Origin of the sequence: Lutimonas saemankumensis, assembly GCF_020171465.1 — a bacterium.
GTDB lineage: Bacteria > Bacteroidota > Bacteroidia > Flavobacteriales > Flavobacteriaceae > Lutimonas > Lutimonas saemankumensis.
This window is the reverse complement of the sequence record NZ_JAIUZR010000006.1, coordinates 111286-131809: the sequence shown is the minus strand read 5'-3', so window position 1 is coordinate 131809 and position 20524 is coordinate 111286. Positions and strand designations below refer to the sequence as shown.

22 protein-coding genes are annotated in these 20524 nt (G+C 38.8%); 6 read left to right on the top strand and 16 right to left on the bottom strand.

What is annotated here, in order from left to right:
* Nucleotides 1-9: 9 nt before the first annotated feature.
* The 7 genes from LCM02_RS14870 to LCM02_RS14840 all read right to left on the bottom strand — a co-directional run bounded on the left by LCM02_RS14870 (nucleotide 10) and on the right by LCM02_RS14840 (nucleotide 6138).
* Entirely contained in the window at nucleotides 10-771 is a 762-nt protein-coding gene (locus tag LCM02_RS14870) for an outer membrane lipoprotein-sorting protein (protein WP_224931763.1), read from the bottom strand.
* 125 nt (nucleotides 772-896) lie between these two features.
* The gene (locus tag LCM02_RS14865) at nucleotides 897-1769 is read right to left on the bottom strand and encodes an alpha/beta hydrolase (RefSeq protein ID WP_224931760.1); all 873 of its coding nucleotides are present in this window, start codon (nucleotides 1767-1769) and stop codon (nucleotides 897-899) included.
* Nucleotides 1770-1794: 25 nt separating this feature from the next.
* The gene (locus tag LCM02_RS14860) at nucleotides 1795-3306 is read right to left on the bottom strand and encodes a TolB family protein (protein ID WP_224931758.1); all 1512 of its coding nucleotides are present in this window, start codon (nucleotides 3304-3306) and stop codon (nucleotides 1795-1797) included.
* A 93-nt stretch (nucleotides 3307-3399) separates the two neighbouring features.
* Entirely contained in the window at nucleotides 3400-4098 is a 699-nt protein-coding gene (locus tag LCM02_RS14855; protein ID WP_224931756.1) for a GW dipeptide domain-containing protein, read from the bottom strand.
* 11 nt (nucleotides 4099-4109) lie between these two features.
* Nucleotides 4110-4739 carry a class I SAM-dependent methyltransferase gene (locus tag LCM02_RS14850; RefSeq protein ID WP_224931746.1) on the bottom strand — a complete coding sequence of 210 codons (630 nt, stop codon included), beginning with the start codon at nucleotides 4737-4739 and terminating at the stop codon, nucleotides 4110-4112.
* 21 nt (nucleotides 4740-4760) lie between these two features.
* A complete protein-coding gene (locus LCM02_RS14845) occupies nucleotides 4761-5312 on the bottom strand; it encodes a DUF7486 family protein (protein WP_224931743.1) in 552 nt (183 codons plus the stop codon).
* 175 nt (nucleotides 5313-5487) lie between these two features.
* Nucleotides 5488-6138 (bottom strand): SRPBCC family protein, encoded by a 651-nt coding sequence (locus LCM02_RS14840; RefSeq protein ID WP_224931741.1) that lies wholly within the window; start codon nucleotides 6136-6138, stop codon nucleotides 5488-5490.
* Between the two features lie 22 nt (nucleotides 6139-6160).
* On the opposite strand from LCM02_RS14840, the gene LCM02_RS14835 reads away from it, so the two are divergent.
* On the top strand, nucleotides 6161-6301 hold the full coding sequence (locus tag LCM02_RS14835; RefSeq protein ID WP_224931739.1) for a hypothetical protein: 141 nt from the start codon (nucleotides 6161-6163) through the stop codon (nucleotides 6299-6301).
* 147 nt (nucleotides 6302-6448) lie between these two features.
* On the opposite strand, the gene LCM02_RS14830 is transcribed toward LCM02_RS14835, so the two are convergent.
* Complete coding sequence (locus LCM02_RS14830) at nucleotides 6449-8011, bottom strand: sulfatase-like hydrolase/transferase (RefSeq protein WP_224931737.1); 1563 nt, start codon at nucleotides 8009-8011, stop codon at nucleotides 6449-6451.
* Nucleotides 8012-8076: 65 nt separating this feature from the next.
* Between LCM02_RS14830 and LCM02_RS14825 the strand changes: the two genes are divergently transcribed.
* On the top strand, nucleotides 8077-8631 hold the full coding sequence (locus LCM02_RS14825) for a TetR/AcrR family transcriptional regulator (RefSeq protein ID WP_224931735.1): 555 nt from the start codon (nucleotides 8077-8079) through the stop codon (nucleotides 8629-8631).
* 24 nt (nucleotides 8632-8655) lie between these two features.
* Here the strand turns inward: LCM02_RS14825 and LCM02_RS14820 are convergent, their stop codons facing one another.
* On the bottom strand, nucleotides 8656-10260 hold the full coding sequence (locus LCM02_RS14820) for a sulfatase family protein (protein WP_224931733.1): 1605 nt from the start codon (nucleotides 10258-10260) through the stop codon (nucleotides 8656-8658).
* Nucleotides 10261-10481: 221 nt separating this feature from the next.
* Here LCM02_RS14820 and LCM02_RS14815 point away from each other — a divergent pair, with 221 nt between their 5' ends.
* A complete protein-coding gene (locus tag LCM02_RS14815; RefSeq protein WP_224931731.1) occupies nucleotides 10482-10922 on the top strand; it encodes a hypothetical protein in 441 nt (146 codons plus the stop codon).
* Nucleotides 10923-10982: 60 nt separating this feature from the next.
* Here the strand turns inward: LCM02_RS14815 and LCM02_RS14810 are convergent, their stop codons facing one another.
* Both LCM02_RS14810 and LCM02_RS14805 read right to left on the bottom strand, forming a co-directional pair.
* Complete coding sequence (locus LCM02_RS14810) at nucleotides 10983-11876, bottom strand: glucosaminidase domain-containing protein (RefSeq protein ID WP_224931729.1); 894 nt, start codon at nucleotides 11874-11876, stop codon at nucleotides 10983-10985.
* A complete protein-coding gene (locus LCM02_RS14805) occupies nucleotides 11873-12799 on the bottom strand; it encodes a 1-aminocyclopropane-1-carboxylate deaminase/D-cysteine desulfhydrase (protein ID WP_224931704.1) in 927 nt (308 codons plus the stop codon). The genes LCM02_RS14810 and LCM02_RS14805 overlap by 4 nt, the downstream gene beginning before the upstream one ends.
* Nucleotides 12800-12920: 121 nt before the next feature.
* Between LCM02_RS14805 and LCM02_RS14800 the strand changes: the two genes are divergently transcribed.
* Both LCM02_RS14800 and LCM02_RS14795 read left to right on the top strand, forming a co-directional pair.
* Nucleotides 12921-13085, top strand: a complete 165-nt coding sequence (locus LCM02_RS14800) for a DUF5522 domain-containing protein (RefSeq protein ID WP_394369948.1) — start codon at nucleotides 12921-12923, stop codon at nucleotides 13083-13085.
* A 147-nt stretch (nucleotides 13086-13232) separates the two neighbouring features.
* Nucleotides 13233-13796, top strand: a complete 564-nt coding sequence (locus LCM02_RS14795) for a DUF4136 domain-containing protein (RefSeq protein WP_224931700.1) — start codon at nucleotides 13233-13235, stop codon at nucleotides 13794-13796.
* A 16-nt stretch (nucleotides 13797-13812) separates the two neighbouring features.
* Here the strand turns inward: LCM02_RS14795 and LCM02_RS14790 are convergent, their stop codons facing one another.
* Entirely contained in the window at nucleotides 13813-15723 is a 1911-nt protein-coding gene (locus tag LCM02_RS14790; protein WP_224931698.1) for an ABC-F family ATP-binding cassette domain-containing protein, read from the bottom strand.
* 56 nt (nucleotides 15724-15779) lie between these two features.
* Between LCM02_RS14790 and LCM02_RS14785 the strand changes: the two genes are divergently transcribed.
* Complete coding sequence (locus tag LCM02_RS14785) at nucleotides 15780-16157, top strand: DUF983 domain-containing protein (RefSeq protein WP_224931696.1); 378 nt, start codon at nucleotides 15780-15782, stop codon at nucleotides 16155-16157.
* A 7-nt stretch (nucleotides 16158-16164) separates the two neighbouring features.
* Here the strand turns inward: LCM02_RS14785 and LCM02_RS14780 are convergent, their stop codons facing one another.
* The 4 genes from LCM02_RS14780 to porL all read right to left on the bottom strand — a co-directional run bounded on the left by LCM02_RS14780 (nucleotide 16165) and on the right by porL (nucleotide 20498).
* Nucleotides 16165-17220, bottom strand: coding sequence for an NAD(P)/FAD-dependent oxidoreductase (locus LCM02_RS14780; protein ID WP_224931694.1), 1056 nt, complete (start codon nucleotides 17218-17220; stop codon nucleotides 16165-16167).
* Between the two features lie 138 nt (nucleotides 17221-17358).
* The gene (gene porN / locus LCM02_RS14775) at nucleotides 17359-18255 is read right to left on the bottom strand and encodes a type IX secretion system ring subunit PorN/GldN (protein ID WP_224931692.1); all 897 of its coding nucleotides are present in this window, start codon (nucleotides 18253-18255) and stop codon (nucleotides 17359-17361) included.
* Nucleotides 18256-18268: 13 nt separating this feature from the next.
* Nucleotides 18269-19813 carry a type IX secretion system motor protein PorM/GldM gene (porM, locus tag LCM02_RS14770; RefSeq protein WP_224931690.1) on the bottom strand — a complete coding sequence of 515 codons (1545 nt, stop codon included), beginning with the start codon at nucleotides 19811-19813 and terminating at the stop codon, nucleotides 18269-18271.
* A gap of 52 nt (nucleotides 19814-19865) precedes the next feature.
* On the bottom strand, nucleotides 19866-20498 hold the full coding sequence (porL, locus tag LCM02_RS14765; RefSeq protein ID WP_224931688.1) for a type IX secretion system motor protein PorL/GldL: 633 nt from the start codon (nucleotides 20496-20498) through the stop codon (nucleotides 19866-19868).
* Nucleotides 20499-20524: the final 26 nt, after the last annotated feature.

Here is a 20524-nt window from a genome sequence, read left to right as displayed (position 1 = left end):
AATTTAATATTAACGGATTCGTTTCATATTCTGCTGTGAAAAAAAGGATTCTTCTATCGGAATGTCAAACTTCACTTCTTTTAAAAATAAAACTGTCTTTTTACCTTCCTCTCCAGTGGGCACAATTTCAATACGGGTAGGAATCAATCGTCCATCCATCTTTTTAAAATCATAGCCAAAATCACTTTTTACCAGTTCGTCCTCCTCATCAAAATATTCTGATTTAATTTGGATGAACTCATCTTTGGTGATCCATTTATAAACTTTACCCCAGATGACTGCTGCTTCCTCCTTGGGTTTCATTTCAATTTTATAACAGTTCAGTCCTTCCACTTCTTCCTCCCCAACCAGGCTGTGGTTGTAATCTACTACTATAGAGCTTTCTTTTAAAATATCATCGTTGGTGTAATCAGACCCCATCCATCCCTGTGACATCATGGAAGCCGGAATTTTCACCATTCTTCCTATTGATGGCATCCAATTCCACATTTCTGTTTTTCGTTTCATAAAAACCTGACCTTTATCCCGTGCAGGAGATGTAATGTAAGTCATGGAATAATCCAGGCCATTGGACCAGGATTTCATCGATATATCTCTTTGCCAGGTGGGTCTGATGATCTGCATTTCCAGAACAGAATTGTTTGTTTTCCCTCTTATTTTTTCATCCGCCTTTTCTATAATTTCTTTTGCTGATAATGTACCTTGAGCGTAAAGAGTTGATCCTGCTGCCACAAGAACGATTATCAATATGAATATCCGTAATAATTTCATAGAATTGAACTCAGAATTAATTCGTATAAATTTAACTCTTTTACTGCTAAAATTCAGCATATTGGGATTATAATTCGTGTATATTTCACCACGAATCTGAGATGCCAAATCTCCTTTTTTCAGGATTAATACTGGTGGAAGGCCTGTGAAACAAACTCAAGAACTTCCGGAAGGGATTCTCGCCAGTACGTCCAGTTATGGGCACCGTCACGCACTCTGTACTCATGGGGGATCTCCTTTTTCTTCATAGCAATGTGTACCAGGCTATTTCCTTCAAACAGGAAATCGTCATCCCCGCAATCAATATACCAGCGAACAGAAGCTGTTTCTTTGACATCCATGTTATTGACAAGTGATACCGCATTATGATGCTCAAAATAATTTTGGAGTTGGTCTTCTTCATAGGCCTCCTTATCCGAGTCTTTAAAACGCTCCTTAAAATCCTCCATGGTCAAAGGCCCCACATAGGCGCTCAAGGGAGCTGCCGAAGAAAACAGCTCAGGATGATGCAAGGCGTACATAAATGTTCCCCCACCTCCCATGGAAAGGCCTGAGATGGCTCGATACCGTTTCTCTTTTTTGATACGGAAGTTTTTTTCAACATAAGGCATCAGTTCCTCAAAGAAGAAATCTTCATAGTTCCATTTTCCGTCAATATTATTGAAATAACCCCTTTGACCCGTATTCGCATCCGGCATTACAATGATCATAGGGGTAGCCTTGCCCTCTTTGATAGCCTTATCCGTGATATGCAATACCTCGCCAAACTGCACCCATCCCGTTTGATCGTCTCCCGCACCGTGTAACAGATACAATACCGGATAGCTTCGTTCTGAGACTTCATAATCAGGTGGTAAATAAATGGCAAATTTGCGTTCGCTGTCCAAAATCTTGCTCTGTAAACTTAAATTATCATAAACTTTACCATTTTGAGCTGAAATGGTCATGGTCCAAAACAAAATGGATAAAACGTAAAAAATTATTTTCTCCTCTTTCATGGTACGATTCTTATGAATTTGACTTTTAGTTGGAATTGCTGACAAACGCAACCTTCTTGCTATCCGGGGACCAACTTGGCACATTGATAGTACCCTGTCCACCATAAACATAACTCAGTATTTTTGGATCACCACCATCCACAGACATCATTCTCAAGTAAACATGCTTATAAAAAGGATGGTCCCCAGACTCAACATCGGTTCCAAAAGACAGAAACAGAATTTTCTTTCCATCCGGAGAAATATGTGGAAACCAGTCATTCAGTTCATCAAAGGTTAGTTGCTCCACTTCACTTCCATCAGGCTTCATTCGATACAACTGCATGGTCCCGGACCTGTTTGAATTAAAGTAAATAAATTTTCCGGAAGGGTCATATTCCGGTCCATCATCCAATCCTTCAGTATTCGTAAGCTGAGTTTCTTTACCAGTAGCTATATCCACACTATAAATATCATACTGATCATTTCTACTTCCCGTAAAAACCAATTCCCTGGCATCTACCGACCAGCCATGCAAATAAGAAGGCCCAAGCCCTTTTTTTGTAACCCGTACAGGTTGTGAAGAACCCTCGACAGGTAGCGTATATATTGCTGAATCTCCGTTATCCTGATCATCATGGTGACTTATGGCCAGTTGCTTGCCGTCAAATGACAGTACATGATCATTATTGTTTCTTACGGCAAAACCTGTATTGATGGTAGATGTTTTCCCGCTTTTCAGATCGTATCTGTGTAAATAGCCATTGGAATTGTAAATCAGTGCTTTACCGTCAGGTGTCCAGTTTGGAGCCTGGATGGAGTGTGCAGAGGAAAAAAGTATTTTACGATGCAGTGTTTCCACGTCCAGCACTTCCATATGACTTCCTAAATAATCCTGGTAGCGTTCACCCGATTCATCAAAGGGTTTGATGATCCTGACATTTCTAAATATGGCTTTTTCCACAACGTCCGGGTTGTGAGAGCAAACAAATAATCCTATAAATACTTCATTCTTTAACTTTGAATTCTCATAAACTATTTTATTCAGAGGCTGACCTAATTTAGCCGTCCCCATAATAAATGTACTGCCTCGCCTTTCGAGTTCAATGATATCAGGAGCAGTATCTTTAGACGGTAACTCGTTTGTATCACCTCCAAGTGAATCCCTGAATTGTAAAGACACCAGGCCGTCCCCATGCACTGCGGCACTGACATGTTCGGAATCAGGTCTGAAACTGTTTCGGGCCATCCAGCCAATTTTTCTATGTGGATCTACACCTGAACCAACAAATTTTATCTGAGCCCTTAGAATGAAATCACCTTGTATACTCTTCCACAAATAATGAAACTGATCGTCATCAAACCACATGTTTTTCCCTGATCCCTCGATCAAATATTCTTGATCATCACTTAGATAGGAAACATTTCCCTGATGTTTGACGGCACCAATATCCGTATTACTGAAAAAAATTCCTGTTGGGTCGGCTTGAGAATTTAATTTTTGATTCGGCATAAGAGAACAAAAAAATAGTAGAATGAGTGTGCTCAGTCGTTTCATGGTTCGTAGATTTAGTTGGGTCATTGTAGTTGCTTTTATCAATTCTACTCTAAAAATATGAAAAAATGCAACGACTTAAACGCTTTGATAAGCTTATCTTAAAACCGCTTCCTCTACGATGAGCGGGTAAACATATCCTGCTCCAAACTCTCTGTCAATTGCCAATATACCCTCAAAAACAACTGTGTCCCCCACCTGTACATTTTCCTGTGTGGTAAATGTCAGGTCAGAACGCGAATCACCTGCGGTTCCATCCATCAGATGCACCCAGTTTCGGTCCATAATATCCCTGTTTATCTTAACCACCTGACCCCTGACACGTACTTTTTTCTTGTTGAAATCCTTTGAATTAGCGTACAGATGGCCAATACTTTGACCTCCTTCTGCCGGACTGATCTTAATACTGTCCAGCATACGCTTAATTTCATTTTTTCGTTTTGAAATTGCTTCAGCTTTTTTTGATTCGGCATCAATGGGTTCCTTACTGATCTGATCAACGAAATATATGCTCTCAAAAACCCTGTTCAGTTCCTTGCTTTCAAAATCACTCATTTTCATGGCCTGGGTAAAATACAGCTTCTCTCCCACCTCAACATCTGTTTTTGATACGGCCAGCCAAAACTCCTTGCCAGATTCGGTTACCAATACATACGTATATCCACTCGTTTGTTGTATTTCCTTAACAATCACCTCATTCTGGGCGATTTCATTTTTAACAGGGATGTATTCTTTCTTTTTATTTTCACATGATAAAGTCAGAATAAAACAAATAATTAAAAAAGTAATTCTCATTGGATCTATATTTAGATGGTTATTTTCTTAAAAGTACAAAATACATAATTCTGAATCATACCTGTCGGGGTAGTATGAATAGTTTCATAATCTTTACAGCTTTCAAAATCGCTTGAAAACAATTCATTCAGGTCTTGTGCATCGTATTGTCTGACAGGAAGGCCACTGCACTTTAACGGCCCCGTCTTTGAAAAGGTTCCGAGAATCAAATTTCCTCCAAAGCTCAATGCTGAACTTGCAACCTTCTTATATATTTTAATATCTTCATCATCCGTTAAAAAATGTAAGCATGCCCGATCATGCCATACTGAATAGGTTTCACTGGGATGAAACTCCCTGATATCAGTACATATCCATGTAATTTTCTCACTTAGAGGACCGAGTCTTTTTCTTGCCCTTTCTATCGCCCTTGAAGATATATCGAGAACAGTTATATTTTCAAAACCATGAAGAAGTAAGTGATCGGCAAGCAAACTGTCACCTCCTCCGATGTCGATAATCCTGGCGGACTTATCTATCCGGGTCGGAATTATCAAATCCAATGAATCATTTGGAACCCTTTGATACCAGCCCGAGTGCTCAAGTGGTTTCTCCTTGTAAACCTTGTTCCAGAATCGTTTTTTTTCTTTGAATTGTTCCATCTTTATTCTCAACAATCGTATTTACTGGATCTGTGGCAATGCAACCACATGAGCATGAACTTCAATCCCGTTCAGGTTTAATTCCAATCTTTTGTCATACATTTTAATGCCTTTTATATCGTTGAGTTTCCCTTTTTGAGAAATAGCTTTTACTCCAAAAAAGGTCTCTTTACCGGCAACTGCCTTTATATGAACGATATGTCCTGATTTACGAACCCCCCGAACCTCCAGAGTGGAACCATCTTTTGTAATGGCCTTGATAGGATACACTTGCCCTTTAGTGTCTATGGCAACAACCGGTTTAAATTGTTCCTCACTTACCAAAACCTTGACCGGTAATTGCTCATCCCTTACAAATGCCTTTATTTCCATGATATACTTCTGATTGGAATCTTCGAGAGCTTTTACGTCATAGATATTTCCATCCTCATCAAATGCCTTAACATCTAATGTATAACCATCAGGGTGCAAGGCTTTGACATGCCAGATAAATTGTTGATTTACATCCGTCTGAACTTCGTATCGACCTTCTTGTGCCCGACCTGAAAAAGTCAGGAAAAGTAATAGTAACAACGCGCAAAAATGAATCACAGACCTCATGAGATTACCTTATCAATACTTTTCAAAAGTACTCATCATATTAGATCTCAACTATGACTTTGGTTAGTTTTTACTAAATCTCACTCCTATAAGAAATGACAAAACTCCAATTTCATTGGAGTTTTGTTCATTTTAAAATCTTGTTTTTTTAATCGGTAGGTTCTACTCTTATCGCAAAATCAGCTGTATCCTCATCCTCTGATTCTGTTTCACTATATCGCTTTCGGAGTTCCTTCAGGTCCGTATTCATCTCACCGGTCTCAATATAATTTTTAAAAGACAACAGGCTGTCAAAATTTGATTTTTTTAGTTTGCCTTTGAACATTCTGGTATTGAGGTAATTATTCATCTCATATTCCATTCGGCTAAACAAAACAGTTTGTCCCGATCCGTTGCGTCGAACCCCATACGTGACTTCCATCTGTTTGGTTGGGAAGTTCTCCGTTTCGTAAACATCGTAGGTATAATAAACACCATCAACATACGCTACAATTCTCTCTTTGTTAATTATATTATTGATTCCGTTCGGGATATGAATTTCTCTTTCTGCTCCAAGTTTGGCTTCACCCGTACTTTGATCAAGCATATAGGATTCATCAATGGTGGCGTTAAAATTACTGACCGTTCCATAAGCCTTCAGTACCTTCCAGACTTGCTGAGGACTACCCTCAACAATTACTTGATTCAGAATGGTTTTACTTTTATTAAAATCACTATGAACTTGCGGGTAAACTGACGTTGTTACCATTAAAAACATTAACAGAAACAGCTTTATGGATAATTTTACATTGGCTTTCATCGTTTCACAATTGGGGGATCGTATGAAACAATTTCTTGTTATACAGGTTAAACTTAAATTTTTAAAAGACGAGCGATTCGCTCCAATTAACACCTCAAACAAATCGAGATTTGAAGTGGCCCTTTTAAAAATAGACGAAGAACTTAACCCCGGGTTACAGTGAGATAAATGGAAAGAACCCTATTTAACATAAAAATAACATTAGAACCTGAAGAATTGACCTTCTTTCAAAAAGAAACAGGTCTCAAACAGCCATTGCCATTTGAGACCTGTTTCAATAATTAGGATCAATAAATGATCATCCAATTATTTAATGCGACTCTTTAGGATCCCGGTGAGGATATTTCTGAATCAACTCCATATGACTTTTCATAAACATTTGAATCGGGGTTACCGCGAATAATCCAGGGTAAAGTTTACCGTATTTTTCACCCGGATCCCTCTTAACATTATAAAAATCCATTCCCGGTAATCCTCCGTGTGACTCTTTAATATGTACTTTAAAATCCTCATAACGGATAGCACCCAGCTGGGAACCACTGTAATGCGTTATATAATTTCTTCGTCCGTTACCCTCACCAAGTAACAATAAAGCCGTCTGGTCTATTCCATCCGTTATCCTGTCGGTTGGTATCTTATCCTTTATACCTGCCACCCTGCATGCCGTTGTAAAAAGATCAGTCACATGAAGAATGTCATTCGGATCCTGATTAGGCTCTATCATACCCGGCCAATAAGCCATGGCAGGAACCCTTACTCCACCTTCAAGTACGTCTCCTTTTGCTCCTCTCAGCAAAGTGTATCCTGAGGTAGGATAAAATGCATACATGGGCCCGTTATCACTTATCCAGATGACGAGAGTATTCTCTTCAATGCCTTCCTCCTCTAAGGTTTTTAGAACATTCTCCACATGCTTGTTGTGCAGAACCATCATCGAAGCCTGGGCATTTCTTTTATCAACTCCAGGATCATTCTGATGTTCTTTTGACCCTGTTATCTGCAGCGCATAGCTCGCCCAATAAATGTAGAAGGGCTGGTCCGTCTTATTTTTTTCTTTGATAAAACTGATCATTTGACGGTTAGCCTCATTTTCAAAAGCCTCCTGCCTGTTGAACCCAAGTTTTCCGGCAATTCCTTCAATGGGCTCCCTTCCCTTACCCTTTTCTCCAATATAACCTGCCACACTTAGGTCTATTCCGGTGCGGGCTTCATATTCATCATATCCTGGAAAATCATGAAAAGATGCATTTACCGGCATCGGCGAATCATATAAATCCTTCGAATCCTGCCAGGCATCCGGAGCACCATTAAAAAGGCCATAGTACGCATAATCATAACCTTGATTTTCCGGAGCGTGTTTGGGCTCATCCCCCATGTGCCATTTTCCCCACATAGCCGTGTGATAACCCGCATCTGATAACAGTTCAGCAGTGGTCACCTCGTTAGGGCTCAGTCCTTCCTTTTGTCCTGGCCAGAGCACACTGAGCAATCCTGTTCTTATCGGATGCCTTCCGGTGTTAATTGCTATTCGAGTGGGTGTACAGGATGGTTCCGCATAGGCTGACCAAAATCGCATTCCGCTAAATGCCATTTTATCCAAAGTAGGAGTTGGTGTACCCCTGTGCTTTCCTCCTCCCTGCCAGCCAAGTTCACCCCATCCAATATCATCTGTAAGTATGTAGATAATATTTGGCTTTTTACCGAATCTTTTTTCAAGATCAGCCAGTTTCTTGTCTACTTCATTATCTTGCTGCTTCCATTTATCTTGGTTTCTTTTCTTATAATACTCATAAGGAGCGTCATTAACTTGAGAAATGGAACTCAATGGAATCAAAATTGCAATGACAAAAAAGAAAATTATCTTTGATTTCATCTTATAAGGTTTTAAGGTTTGTGTACTCAAAAGCACAATTTTATTCGCAAAAAAAAAATGAATTTATGCGATTCAAAAACTCAGAACTTCCATGGTTAAGAGACGGACTTCGGCTATTGGCGGAGGGAGGTAATAATAATATGAATATAGATATTCTAAGTAAACGTGTAGGAAAGGCGAAAACCAGTTTTTATCACCATTTCGGATCTAAAAAAGAATTTCTTTACAGACTGGCCCAATATTGGGAGAAGTTTTACACCGTAGATTACATCGAAGAGTTAAGACGAATAGAGAATCCTAGAAAAAGACTAAAAGAACTGTTGAGAAAAGCCTATTCAGGAATGGATCGGGATTTTGCTTCAATACAATTCAAAGAATTGGCTTTAACGGATGATAAACTGTCAAAATTGGTTGATGAAGTCGAAAAATTAAGGCTTAAGTTTATAAAAGACAATCTTCGGGCTCTTGGAATGGATGAAGAAACGGCAATACTAAAGTCCAAAGGATATATGTATTTATTCTTTGGATGGTCAGTTTTGCATCCTGTGTATTCAGGAAAAGACCGATCGAATATCGACGAGCTTGAAACGCTTATTGAACTATTTATTTTTAGTAAATAAACAACTGGACTGGGGATCAAGGTCTTAGTTATACATATCAATATATTTTTGATCCAGTTCTACAGAATCCTTGTATTTTATTCTAAGGTCGATTAATTTTTTATGTAATTCAGTGACCACCTCCTGATAGTCAGGGTCATTATAGACATTTTTCAATTCCTGCGGGTCTTTTAAGCGGTCATACAATTCCCATTCGTCCACATCATGATAAAAATGAACCAGTTTAAATTCTTTGGTCACGATACCATAATGCCTTTTTACCATATGCACAGCGGGATATTCATAATAGTGATAATAAACAGCTTCTCTCGTCCATAACGAATCTTGACCTTTCAGGAGCGGCATTAAACTTTCACCCTGCATATCTAAAGGTGCCTCAATACCTGCTGCATCCAGAAAAGTCTGAGCAAAATCAAGATTTTGAACCATTTCTTCATTCGTCGTACCCGGTTTTATCTTGTTGGGCCACCGGATAAGTAAAGGGGTTTTAAAAGATTCATCATAAATAAAACGTTTATCAAACCAGCCGTGTTCTCCTAAATAAAAACCCTGATCCGAGGTATATATCACTATTGTATTCTCCGTCAGGCCAGACTCCTCCAGATAGTCAAGGACCCTTCCCACATTATCATCCACTGAAGAAATCGTACCAAGATAATCCTGCATGTATCGTTGGTATTTCCATTGCATTTTTTCCGTAACAGACATTCCCGGCCAGTTCTTCTTAAATTCCTCATTAATGGAATCAAGAATCGGATCATACAATTTCTTCTGTGCGTCATTGGCCCTGTTATAAGGACCATAAAAACCATTTGCAAACTCCTTGACCTCAGGCAATACAGGGCCCATTTCTTTGAGCGTTTCAGGACGTATTTTGCTGTCATGACCATACATCATATGGCTGTACAAATTCATTTCCGCCGTTTTAGCCGCAGTACCCCTGTTGGAATAATCATCAAATAAGGTTGATGGCTCCGGAAATTTCTTTTTACTGAATTCCCTGAACTTCTCAGGACTTGGCCACCAGGGCCTGTGGGGGGCCTTATGCAAATACATCATCATAAAAGGCTTCTCCTTGTCCCTCTTCTTGTCGAGCCAATTCAGAGTCAGATCTGTTATGATATCCGTAACGTAACCCGTGATTATGGTATCGCCATCTGACTTCAGGAACCTTGGATTTATGTAATTCCCCTGCCCGGGTAATATCATAAATTCATCCACTCCCTTCGGATTGTTCCCAAAGTGTAATTTACCAAACATTGCGGTCTGATAACCTGCTTTCTGAAAAAGTTGCGGGAAGGTAACCTGAGTGGTATCAAATGGCATCCTGTTATCGATTTTACCATTAAGATGCGTATGTTTTCCGGTTAAAATTGTTGCTCGAGACGGGGCACAAATCGAATTACTCACACAGGCATTTGTAAATAACAGGCCTTCATTTGCAATTCTGTCAATATTCGGGGTTTGAATCAGATTACTTCCATAAGCGCTAATGGCCTGATAGGCATGGTCGTCAGACATTATGAATAAAATATTCGGTCTCTCTTCCTGTATTTTTTGCTTGTCTGAGCAGGAGATTAAAGTGAAAAAGCCTAAAAAAAATATGAGATGAAGACGAATAGGGTTCATAGTAAGCGTATTTAATGTCTAATTTCCTCCGAATTTAAGGAACATAATGATTACTTCATCAAATTAATTTTGAAATTATACCGATGGTTTCCGGATAAAACGATTTGAGAAAAAAAACCGGCCATGCAGTTTGATCCAAGGTTTTAACAAAAATTTTACAATTTCGGATTAAACTTTAAAGCTGAACGTCTGTCATAAGGGTAAATCTAAAATTTATAAAAATGAAAAATCTTATAGCAAGCTTACTTTTAGTAACATCGATAATGGCTTACGGTCAAAAAGAAGGAAAACCAAGACAGCAAATGCAGGATTTCACTCCTGAGCAACAAGCCATTCTGAAAACAAAGAAAATGGCCCTTCACCTGGATTTGAATCAAAACCAGCAAGATCAATTACTCGCACTCAATAGAAAATGGGCCAAGGAAAAAGAAGCCAAAAAAGCTGAATTAAAAGCCTTGAACAAGGAGGAAATGACTTCGGATCAAAAATTCAAACATATGAATGCTATGCTTGACACTCAAATTGCTCACCAAAATGAGATGAAAAAATTACTGAATGAGGAGCAGTACAAGGTTTGGAAAAAATCAAGGGATAAAAAAAGTCATATGCTAAAGGGAAGAAAAGAACAGTACGCCAAAAAAATGAGAATGCATCAAAGATAAATTGCTTGAATTAGATTAATCTTGAGTTTAGACATGAACCACCCGCTTTTGGGTGGTTTTTTATTTGGTTACCAGTAATTTCATGCCGATACTGATTTCATTAGAGTCCAGCCCGTTCATCTTTTTCAATTCCTCCACGGAGAGATTATTATTTCTTGCAATCGAATAAAGCGTATCTCCTTTAACTACTGTAATAAAGATATCGTTATCATCAATTTTATTCTCAACACTGGCATAACTTTCTGAAATTTCCTCTATACGATCCCTCTCCCTTTTCCAGTCCGGGTCTTCATTCTTCACATATTTACGATAAGCCTTTTCATCAAGAACCAGTTCATCGTATTTGTACAATTCAAAATTTTCAATAAATGAGATCAGCTTTTTAGGGTATTTTCTATCCGTTGCATATCCTGCTTTTTTTAACCCTTTGGCCCATGCCTTATAATCATCCGGTCTCAATTCAAACAAAAATTCGTAACGCCCTCTTGAGGTAAGGAATTTTGAGTGGTCATTAAATGAGCCTTCTGCCGTTGGGTACTTCCTAAAACACTCATTCTTTTTATCATCATCATGATAAACGCGTTTTCCTTTCCAGCCCGAATGGCATTTTATGCCAAAATGATTATTCGATTTTTTAGCCAGGGTACTCAATCCGTTTCCTGATTCCAGAATACCCTGAGCCAGCGTAATACTGGCAGGAATCTTATAGCGTTCCATTTTATCTATGGCTATATTCTTATAGGTACCAATATAGGCAACTGTGAAATCGTTGACCTTTCCCTTATTTTCACTTTCAAAAGATTCAAAAATAGCATCGCTCTCAGCATATAAATATTCTTGCCGTATATCGATCTCTTTCTTTTTGGATTTTTCTGCCGATGATTTATTACTACCGCATGAAATGAATAGCAACGCATTCAAAAAAAGCAAACTGTATAATCTGATGTATCTCATATTTTGATCAATGGTAATTTTCTTTTCAATAAGCGCTGATTCATTCCTTCAACCCCTTGTAATCCTCCGGTATGAATGGCAAGTATCGAACTGTTACTTTTAAATAAATCTTTTTTGACAAGATCCATGATACCGAACATCATCTTGCCGGTATAAACAGGATCTAAAGGAATGGTAGTTTGTTGATAAAAATCGTTGATAAAACTAATCAATTTTTCATTGATTTTCGCATATCCTCCAAAATGATACTCTTTTAGCAGTTCCCAACGCTTTGCATCACCTGTGTTTTTTCGGATTGAGTCCTCTAAAAAATCTCCTTTTAAACTCTGAAATCCCAAAACCTTTTGTGCTTTGCCCGCTTTATTAATAAGACCCGATATAGTCCCTCCCGTACCGACGGATACACAAATGTAATCAAAGGACAGATCATCTTGGGTCAAAATCTCTTCGCAGCCTTTAACGGCCAGCGCATTAGTCCCTCCTTCCGGAACCAAATAAAAGTTCCCAAACTCTGAAAACAGCGATTCAATGAATTCAGGATTCTCTTTCTCTCTGTACTCTGATCGGCTCACAAACTTGAATTTCATTCCGTTGGAATGGGCAAATCTCAGCGTAGGGTTTTCCTTCAGAACTTTTTCGAGGTTATTGGATAGTTCATCTCCTCGAATAATGCCTATGGTTTTAAAACCCTTTAGCTTACCTGCATATGACAAAGCACTGATATGGTTGGAATAAGCCCCTCCAAAGGTTAAAAGAGTGGAGTGGCCCTTGCTCACGGCCTCTTCCAGATTATATTTCAATTTTCTAAACTTATTTCCGGAAATATAAGGATGAAGAAGATCTTCGCGCTTTACAGACAAACGGATACCTCTGCCCTTTAAACTCTCTAATTCAATGCTTTGATTGCAACTGACCTGATTCATAAACCCCTTTTCAATAAACCTCCACTAATTAACTGGTACTAATTCAGAAATACTTATTTTTGCCCATCCTTGTGAAAAGACTATTCTGATATTTGAGAACCACAATTTTTCACATTTAGAAATGACTAAAATGCAATTTAACAATAATAAGTTAGAACCCGAAGACTTCTACTACAGTAAAGAAGGCTATAAGGTTTTTACTGCCGCTTATCATTTAAAAAGGGGGTACTGCTGTAAAAATAACTGCAGGCATTGCCCTTATGGATTTGATCCGAAAAATCCTTAAAATTCCGGACTGTTGCACCATGCCAAATCTTTAAATCCTTGTTTATCGAAGAAACTTTGACCCTTCATGAAACAGGAACCGTCCTAATTTTGGTATGATTATTGATGCCAATAACTTGGTAATAAAGTTTTCATTTAAAGCCTTTTTATGAAGAGATTTTACATTCTTGCTACCCTTTTTTTATTACTTGTTTCCGTTGCCTGTTCCTCTGTAACGGTCTACTCTGATTATGACAGGTCCACAAATTTTACACAATATAAAACCTACGCATTCTACAAAAAAGGAATTGACAAAGTGGAGATTTCTGATCTAGACAAAAAGCGAATTTTGCGTGCCCTGGAAAGAGAGCTTAGGGCAAAAGGTATGACCCCCTCCTCAAATCCGGATATACTGGTCAATATCTTTACGAAGAGCAGAGAAAAAATTGACATTTACAACAATAACTATTACGGCTGGTATCCATGGTATTACGGATATGGATTTTACGGGCCTGGATACGGATTTGGGTACACAAATGTTTCAAGTTCTACGGAGGGTACACTCTTTATCGATCTGATCGATGCTAGAAAGAAAGAACTGGCCTGGCAGGGAATCGGAGTCGGTATCCTTTCTTATTATAAAAATGTTGAGAAAAAAGAAGCTCGTATCAATGAGTTTGTCACCAATATAATGATGCAATATCCTCCCGCACCCGTGGTGGCTTCCAATTAGCTAACTATCCGATGAGCTAGAGAGCATCAATTTGTTCCTGCGTTTCTTCCCAGAGATTCATTAAGCTTTCAACCTTCGTTTTCTTTTCCTGATAGGAAGCAAAAAAATCAGGATTTTCCTTTAACAGTTCAAAATTCTCTGAAATTTCAGCATCATCGTCTATAATTTTTTTCTCCAGATCTGAAATTTCCTTTTCTATTTTACCAAGTTTATTCTGAAGCTTTTTCTTCATTTTTTGACGCTCATGATCCTGTTTACCCGATGAGGAAGATTCTTCAATCTTTTCCTTTTTCGTTCTCATCTCCACGGCCCTCATATCCTCAAGTTCGTGCTGTTCCAAAAAATAATTGATATCTCCCAGATATTCCTTTATTCCACCATCCCTGAAGGAAAATACAGTTGAAGCAAGGTCCTGTAAAAAATCCCTGTCATGAGAGACAAGAATAAGCGTACCCTCAAACTGTTTTAAAGCATTTTTGAGGACATTCTTGGATGCTATGTCCAGATGATTTGTCGGCTCATCCATGATCAGAACATTAAACGGATGAAGCAGCATTTTACAAAGGGCAAGCCTGTTCCTTTCTCCTCCTGAAAGCACCTTGACCTTTTTTTCAACCTCATCACCTCTGAACAAAAAGGATCCAAGCATATCTCTTACCTTCACCCTGTTTCCGTCATTTGCCTCGTTCTCCATGGTTTCAAGAACCGTTAGTTCCCCGTCCAGGTATTCCGACTGATTCTGGGCAAAATATCCAATCTGTACATTATGCCCCAGTTTCAGTTCTCCGTCGAATTCTATCTCGCCAACCATGATTTTTGCCAGGGTTGATTTGCCTTGACCGTTTTGTCCTACAAAAGCTATTTTGCTTCCCCTTTCCAAAAGCATATTTACATCTTGCAGCACTTGAATATCCCCATAGTTCTTGGCGACATCATAGGCCTCAACTACAACCTTACCCGGGGTCACTGACATCGGAAATCTGACATTCATTACCGCATTGTCTTCCACATCAACTTCAATCCTTTCCACCCTGTTCAGCTTTTTTATCAGTGACTGAGCCATGGAGGCCTTGTTCGCCTTGGCCCTGAACTTTTCAATGAGCTGTTCGGTATGTTTGATCTCTCTTTCCTGATTTTTTTGGGCCTGCAATTGTTTTTCTTTGATTTCGCTCCTCAACAAAAGGTATTGGGAATAGGGCTTTTTGTAATCATAAATCTGACCCAGTGAAATTTCAATGGTCCGGTTCGTAACATTATCAAGAAACATCTTATCATGTGAAACCATCATAATTGCCCCGCCAAATCCTTTTAAAAAGTTTTCAAACCAGATAATGGATTCTATATCCAGATGGTTGGTAGGCTCGTCAAGCAGAAGAATATCATGATGCTGCAACAATAATTTGGCCAGTTCGATTCGCATTCTCCAGCCCCCGGAAAAAGTATCTGTCTTTTTATGCAGATCTTCCTGTTTAAATCCAAGGCCCGCCAGGATCTTTTCCGTTTCGCCCTGATAATTATATCCCCCAATCAATTCGTAACGATGGGAAAGTTCATCGAGATCATGCATTAAATTATGATAAATTTCACTGTCATAATCAGTGCGTTCTGCCAGCTGTTTATTAACACCTTCGAGTTTCTTTTCAATACTCTTTATCTCTTTAAAAGCCTGATAAGCCTCCTCAATAACCGTTCGCCCTTCTTCAAAATCAATGTCCTGCTTCAAGAATCCCAGGCTGATGTCTTTATCAAAAGCCATAGATCCGCGATCGTATTCCTGTTCCCCTGCAACAATTTTTAATAAAGTTGATTTTCCGGCTCCGTTCTTACCTACAAGTCCTATTCTATCTCCGGCGTTCAATTTAAATGTAATACCTGAAAACAGTTCTTCTCCTGAGAAAGAGACGGTAATATCATGGGCATTCAGCATTATTCTGTATTAATAAATTTATCTTTGCAAAAGTAATTGAAACTTACGAATCTGCAATGTTGAAAAAAGGCTCGAAACTCTATAGTGTCCTCCATAATAAATGCCCTCGTTGTCAAGAAGGTGATTTCTTTCAATCCTCAGCCTCCCTGACTTTTAAAAACAACCTGAAGATTCATGAAAAATGCAGTTCCTGTGGCCTCAAGTACATGATTGAACCTTCGTTTTTTTATGGAGCCATGTATGTCTCTTACGCTTTGACCGTAGCCATGGCTGTTGCCGTCTTTGTTATTTGTTATCTTATCGGTCTTGAACTGATTCCAGCTTTCATTGCCATAGTGATCATTCTGGTTGTCTCGAACCCCTTCGTGATGAGAATCTCACGGCTTTTGTATATCAATATGTTTGTACATTTCCAAAAGAAAAAAATTAAATAATTGTGAGTCAATGTTTTGACTTAAACCTCCTGATGTCTATTTCTTTTTCCAGAGGACGACCGTTTTCAATAAACTGATATAATTTTTTAGCCATAAGGGGAGCGATCATTACACCTCTTGTGCCAAGTCCGTTTAAAACAGCAAATCTTTCATTATCAGGATGCACTCCAATCAGGGGTCTCCTGTCTCCCGTTGTAGGCCTGACGCCAGCCTCGTGCCCCACTACCCTGTACTCGCAATTGATCACCGTTTTAAGTTTCTTTTCTAATTCGGCCCGTCCTTCCGTGGTAGGTAAATTCGTCTTATCTTTCCAGTTAAATGTGGCCCCTACTTTATATTTGTCATCTCCTAAGGGCATAATGAAAACAGCAGATTTAACCACGTAATTCAATTCTAAATCAGGAGCGTGAATCGTGATCAACTCACCTTTGGTCCCTGTCAAAGGTAAATTGTTAAAAAAAGGGTTTTTCTTTATTCCGTTTCCTTCGCAAAAAACAATTCTTCCGGCTTTTACTTCCCCATACTCCAAATGATCCTCCCAGGTAATGATCCTTTCATATCGAAATTGTTCTAATCTCAGCAGATTTTTCGATGCTAATTTGTCTCTGTACGCATTTAATAATTCTTTTACCCTGATTCGGCCCGTATGCTTTAATCTCCCCGCCTTGAAAGGAGAAATAACATGTTTGGCTTCAACCTCTGCAAGTTCCGGATCCATGTACTCCTGCAGAACAGGCTTATCTGCAGCTATGAACCAGTTATTTTGCTCTTCAAAACTTTTGAAAGTTCTGTAAATCGGCAACTGTTCATCAAACAGGCCCGATAGCTTTTTTTCCAGAAACCCGTAAAACGGAATAGCGACCTCTAATTGTTCCTGTGCATTCCATACCGGAGTGAAGCGCTTCAGTATAACCGGATTATACATACCTCCGGCAACCTGTGACGAAGTCTGAGAATTATCCTCAAAAACCATATAGGTTTTACCTTGTGCCTCCAATTCTTCAGCAAAGGCCAAACCTGCCAATCCCAACCCTACAATGATATAATCTATCGGTTTATCCAAAAAAAATCAATTATTCTGTTTTTCAGGGATCAAAGATAATGCATTGATAAAGAAAGATGACAGAAAAAACCAAGGGCATTGAATCAATAAAAAAGCCCCTGCTTTTCAGCAGAGGCTTTTTCCTTATTAACTCAGTAATTAGTAATTCCACATATCGAGCTCCCTATCTCGAATGTCTTCTTTAAGTTTATCAGATTCTAAAACTTGAAAAAGTGAATTTCCCTTTATATATTCTGCTACATCTCTGTTGCCATAAATATTCTCTTCTCTGTAAATGATCGCGTTAAAGCGTCTCGCATTCAAAAGATGATCATATGATAACGGATAAGCTGAATTCTTTTGATTAAATACCTTCATATCATGTGTTGTGTATCGAGCTCCCGGATACCATACCCAGAACAATTCGATTAATTCATCTTGTGAACCTTCACTGTCAATGAAGTTTACATCCGGAGCAACTGGAGCAACACCAAGTAATCTGTATTTCAGCTCTCCTTGTCTTTTATCAAAATACCAGACTCCTTTGATCCTGAATCCTTCTATATCTCCCGCTGTAATATCTCTTCGGTCAACATATTCATCAGTTAACTCTTCACCTGCATTCAATCTTTCGATACCCGCGTCAGAGGTGTCAATTCTTGCCAATCGACCTGAAATATCCTTAAGAGTCAACTTATCTTCAAAATAGGAATCGTCATAGACATCAATGATTTCTCCGCTTTTGATCCCTCTCAACAAAGTATCATAAAGTGATCTTCTGGTAGAACTGATATTACTTGTATCTACAGGGTAATAGAAAGGCATGTTGATCTTCTCATTAAGGTCTACATATTCCCAGACCACCTTTGACCACAGGATGTCTCTATCATCAATATAACCGTATGGTAAGGGCCTGTCATTATCCGCAGCAAGCTGCTCTGGCGTTTTCATACCTACCTGTTCCGGGATCTGTGCGTTCAGCAAGTTAGCCTGAGCGCTCACTGATCCAACAGAAAGTAATCCTATTACTGCTATTATTAAACTTTTCAATTTCATAATTCTATATAGATTAGTTTGTAATTTCAACGTTTACCGGAGAAGCGTTCTTCAGGTAGTATCCCGAATTCCCCACTAATTTTTGCTTGATATCAAATATGATCACTACGTCACCTTTTCTGGCTTTGTTCAACACTCTTATCGCTGAAGAATCGAATTTGTTACCTTTAACAATTACGGTTGGTTGTCCTGGCACTTTGACACTAAACCCTGTTGTATTGATCTTAAGATCAAATACGAAATCTGGTAACATTGAACTTATTGTTGCCTTTTGTAATGTACTTTTAGGCATCTTGATCATACCGTACTCTCCTCTTACCGCAGCAACCGGAGCCGGAATATCTTTAATTCTAAACATCTGACTCGAAGAAATAGGTGTTCCGTCGGGTAATTTTGCACTAACGGTAATTTTCACCTCTCTACCTTTACCAGGAGCCATAACATATTTTCCAATACCTTTTACTTTTTTCAGACCCGGAGCTGTTGCTTTTACAGCGTTATCAGCTACACCAGGAACAGAAACTGTAATTGGATTCTGAACACCTCTGTATACTACGTTCATCTTATCTGCTGAAATTACGGCACTATTCGGCTTGGCAACAACGGCATAAGAGGTTTCAACCGGGATTTCAACGGGTTCCCCGTTTTCCATAAAGATGAATTTACCTTTGATCTCGTTTTCTCCTACGTTACCTGCAGGGAAGTCAAGGATCGCTCCACCATCTTTAATATTGGTGATTTCCTTTCCATTGATTACAACTTTTGTAGGTTTTAATGAACCATCATATCTTCCCAGAACGATCTTTCCTTGAAAATTCTCACCTTGTAACGTTGCAGGGTTATTTGGGATCAAAATCGCCTGATAATTATTCATTGACACATCACTGGCCATCTGACCTTGTAACATTGATCCTAATACCTCTGATTCAGTAGTTTTGATATCCGCCTGAATCTGAGTCATTTTAGTGATAGAAGCAACCAGAGGAAATCCTTTGTAGTTAAAGTCTAACCAAAATCTCTCTTTGCCTTCTCTGTTTGTTACTTTATCAGTAGAAAACCTTGCTTCCACATCCGTCTTCATTCCTTCTCCTCCCTCTCCGATTACGGCGGAAATCTCAGTTCTGTAGTTATTCATTCTGTCAAGGAACTCCTGTCCGGCTTCTCTGTATTCACCGTCGTTCCCTTTGAAGAACTTCTCATCCAGAAACTTCCCGGAATCCATTGTCTGATAATCAGTAGGATCATCAACCGTGGCCTTCATTTCTTCTTTAATACCTTCCAAGTAGGAGTAGTAACTTTCAGACAGCTCTTTTATCTTATCTGCTTTCTCCTTTTCATCGGCATACTTTTCAGATTGTTCTACCGCTTTAAGAGCGAGATCCTCGTAAGATCTTTTATTCCTGACTGTCGCTGCGTCATTTGCCGCAACCAGCTTGTTGTCCATTAGTCCAAAGGCTTGCAAAACTTCTTTTGACATATTCATTGCCAACATAGCGATGAAAATCAAATACATCAAATTAATCATTTTTTGCCTTGGAGATTGCTTTCCTGATGCCATTCTAATTAGTTTTTATAGGGTTAATAATTGAGTTTGTTAAATAATTATAACTCTATGAATTTCTATTTGACATGGCTGATAGCATACCTCCGTAAACACCATTTAATGATGAAAGGTTTGTAGCCAGAGATTCCATTTGTTCTTTTAAACGCTCTGCGTTATCTAAAGTTTCCTGGTTCAATGAAGCCTGACGTTCAGCATTTTCTTTCTGGATGATATACATACTATTCAAAGATTCTAATTCGATGGCAGCTACAGATAATTGCTCTGCATATCTGTTCGATGCCGCGATGGAATCCGTTGCCGGCTTAATACCTTCTGCCGCACCTGCAAAACTGCTGATACTGTCAGATAATCTTCCTATTTTTTCTGCATCAAGATTAGCTTCCTGCAATAAGTCGTCCAACTTTTGAGATAATAATCCCTGAGCATCATTTGCTTCTTCTTTATCTTTTGCGTCTCCTCCTGCCAATTCAGGATATACATTCGTCCAGTCTAAATCTTCTTCTACAGGTTCAAATGCAGATAATGCAAATACTGCTGCTTCAACGATCATCCCAATGGTCAACATTTCTGTTCCTCCCGGGAAGTGAGCAATTTTAAAAAGTGCTCCTAAAATTACTACTGCTGCTCCCAGGCCATAGGCCATGTTGAACATTTTCTTTTTTGCTTTAGATTGTGCCATAATTCTTGATTTTTAATTATTATTGA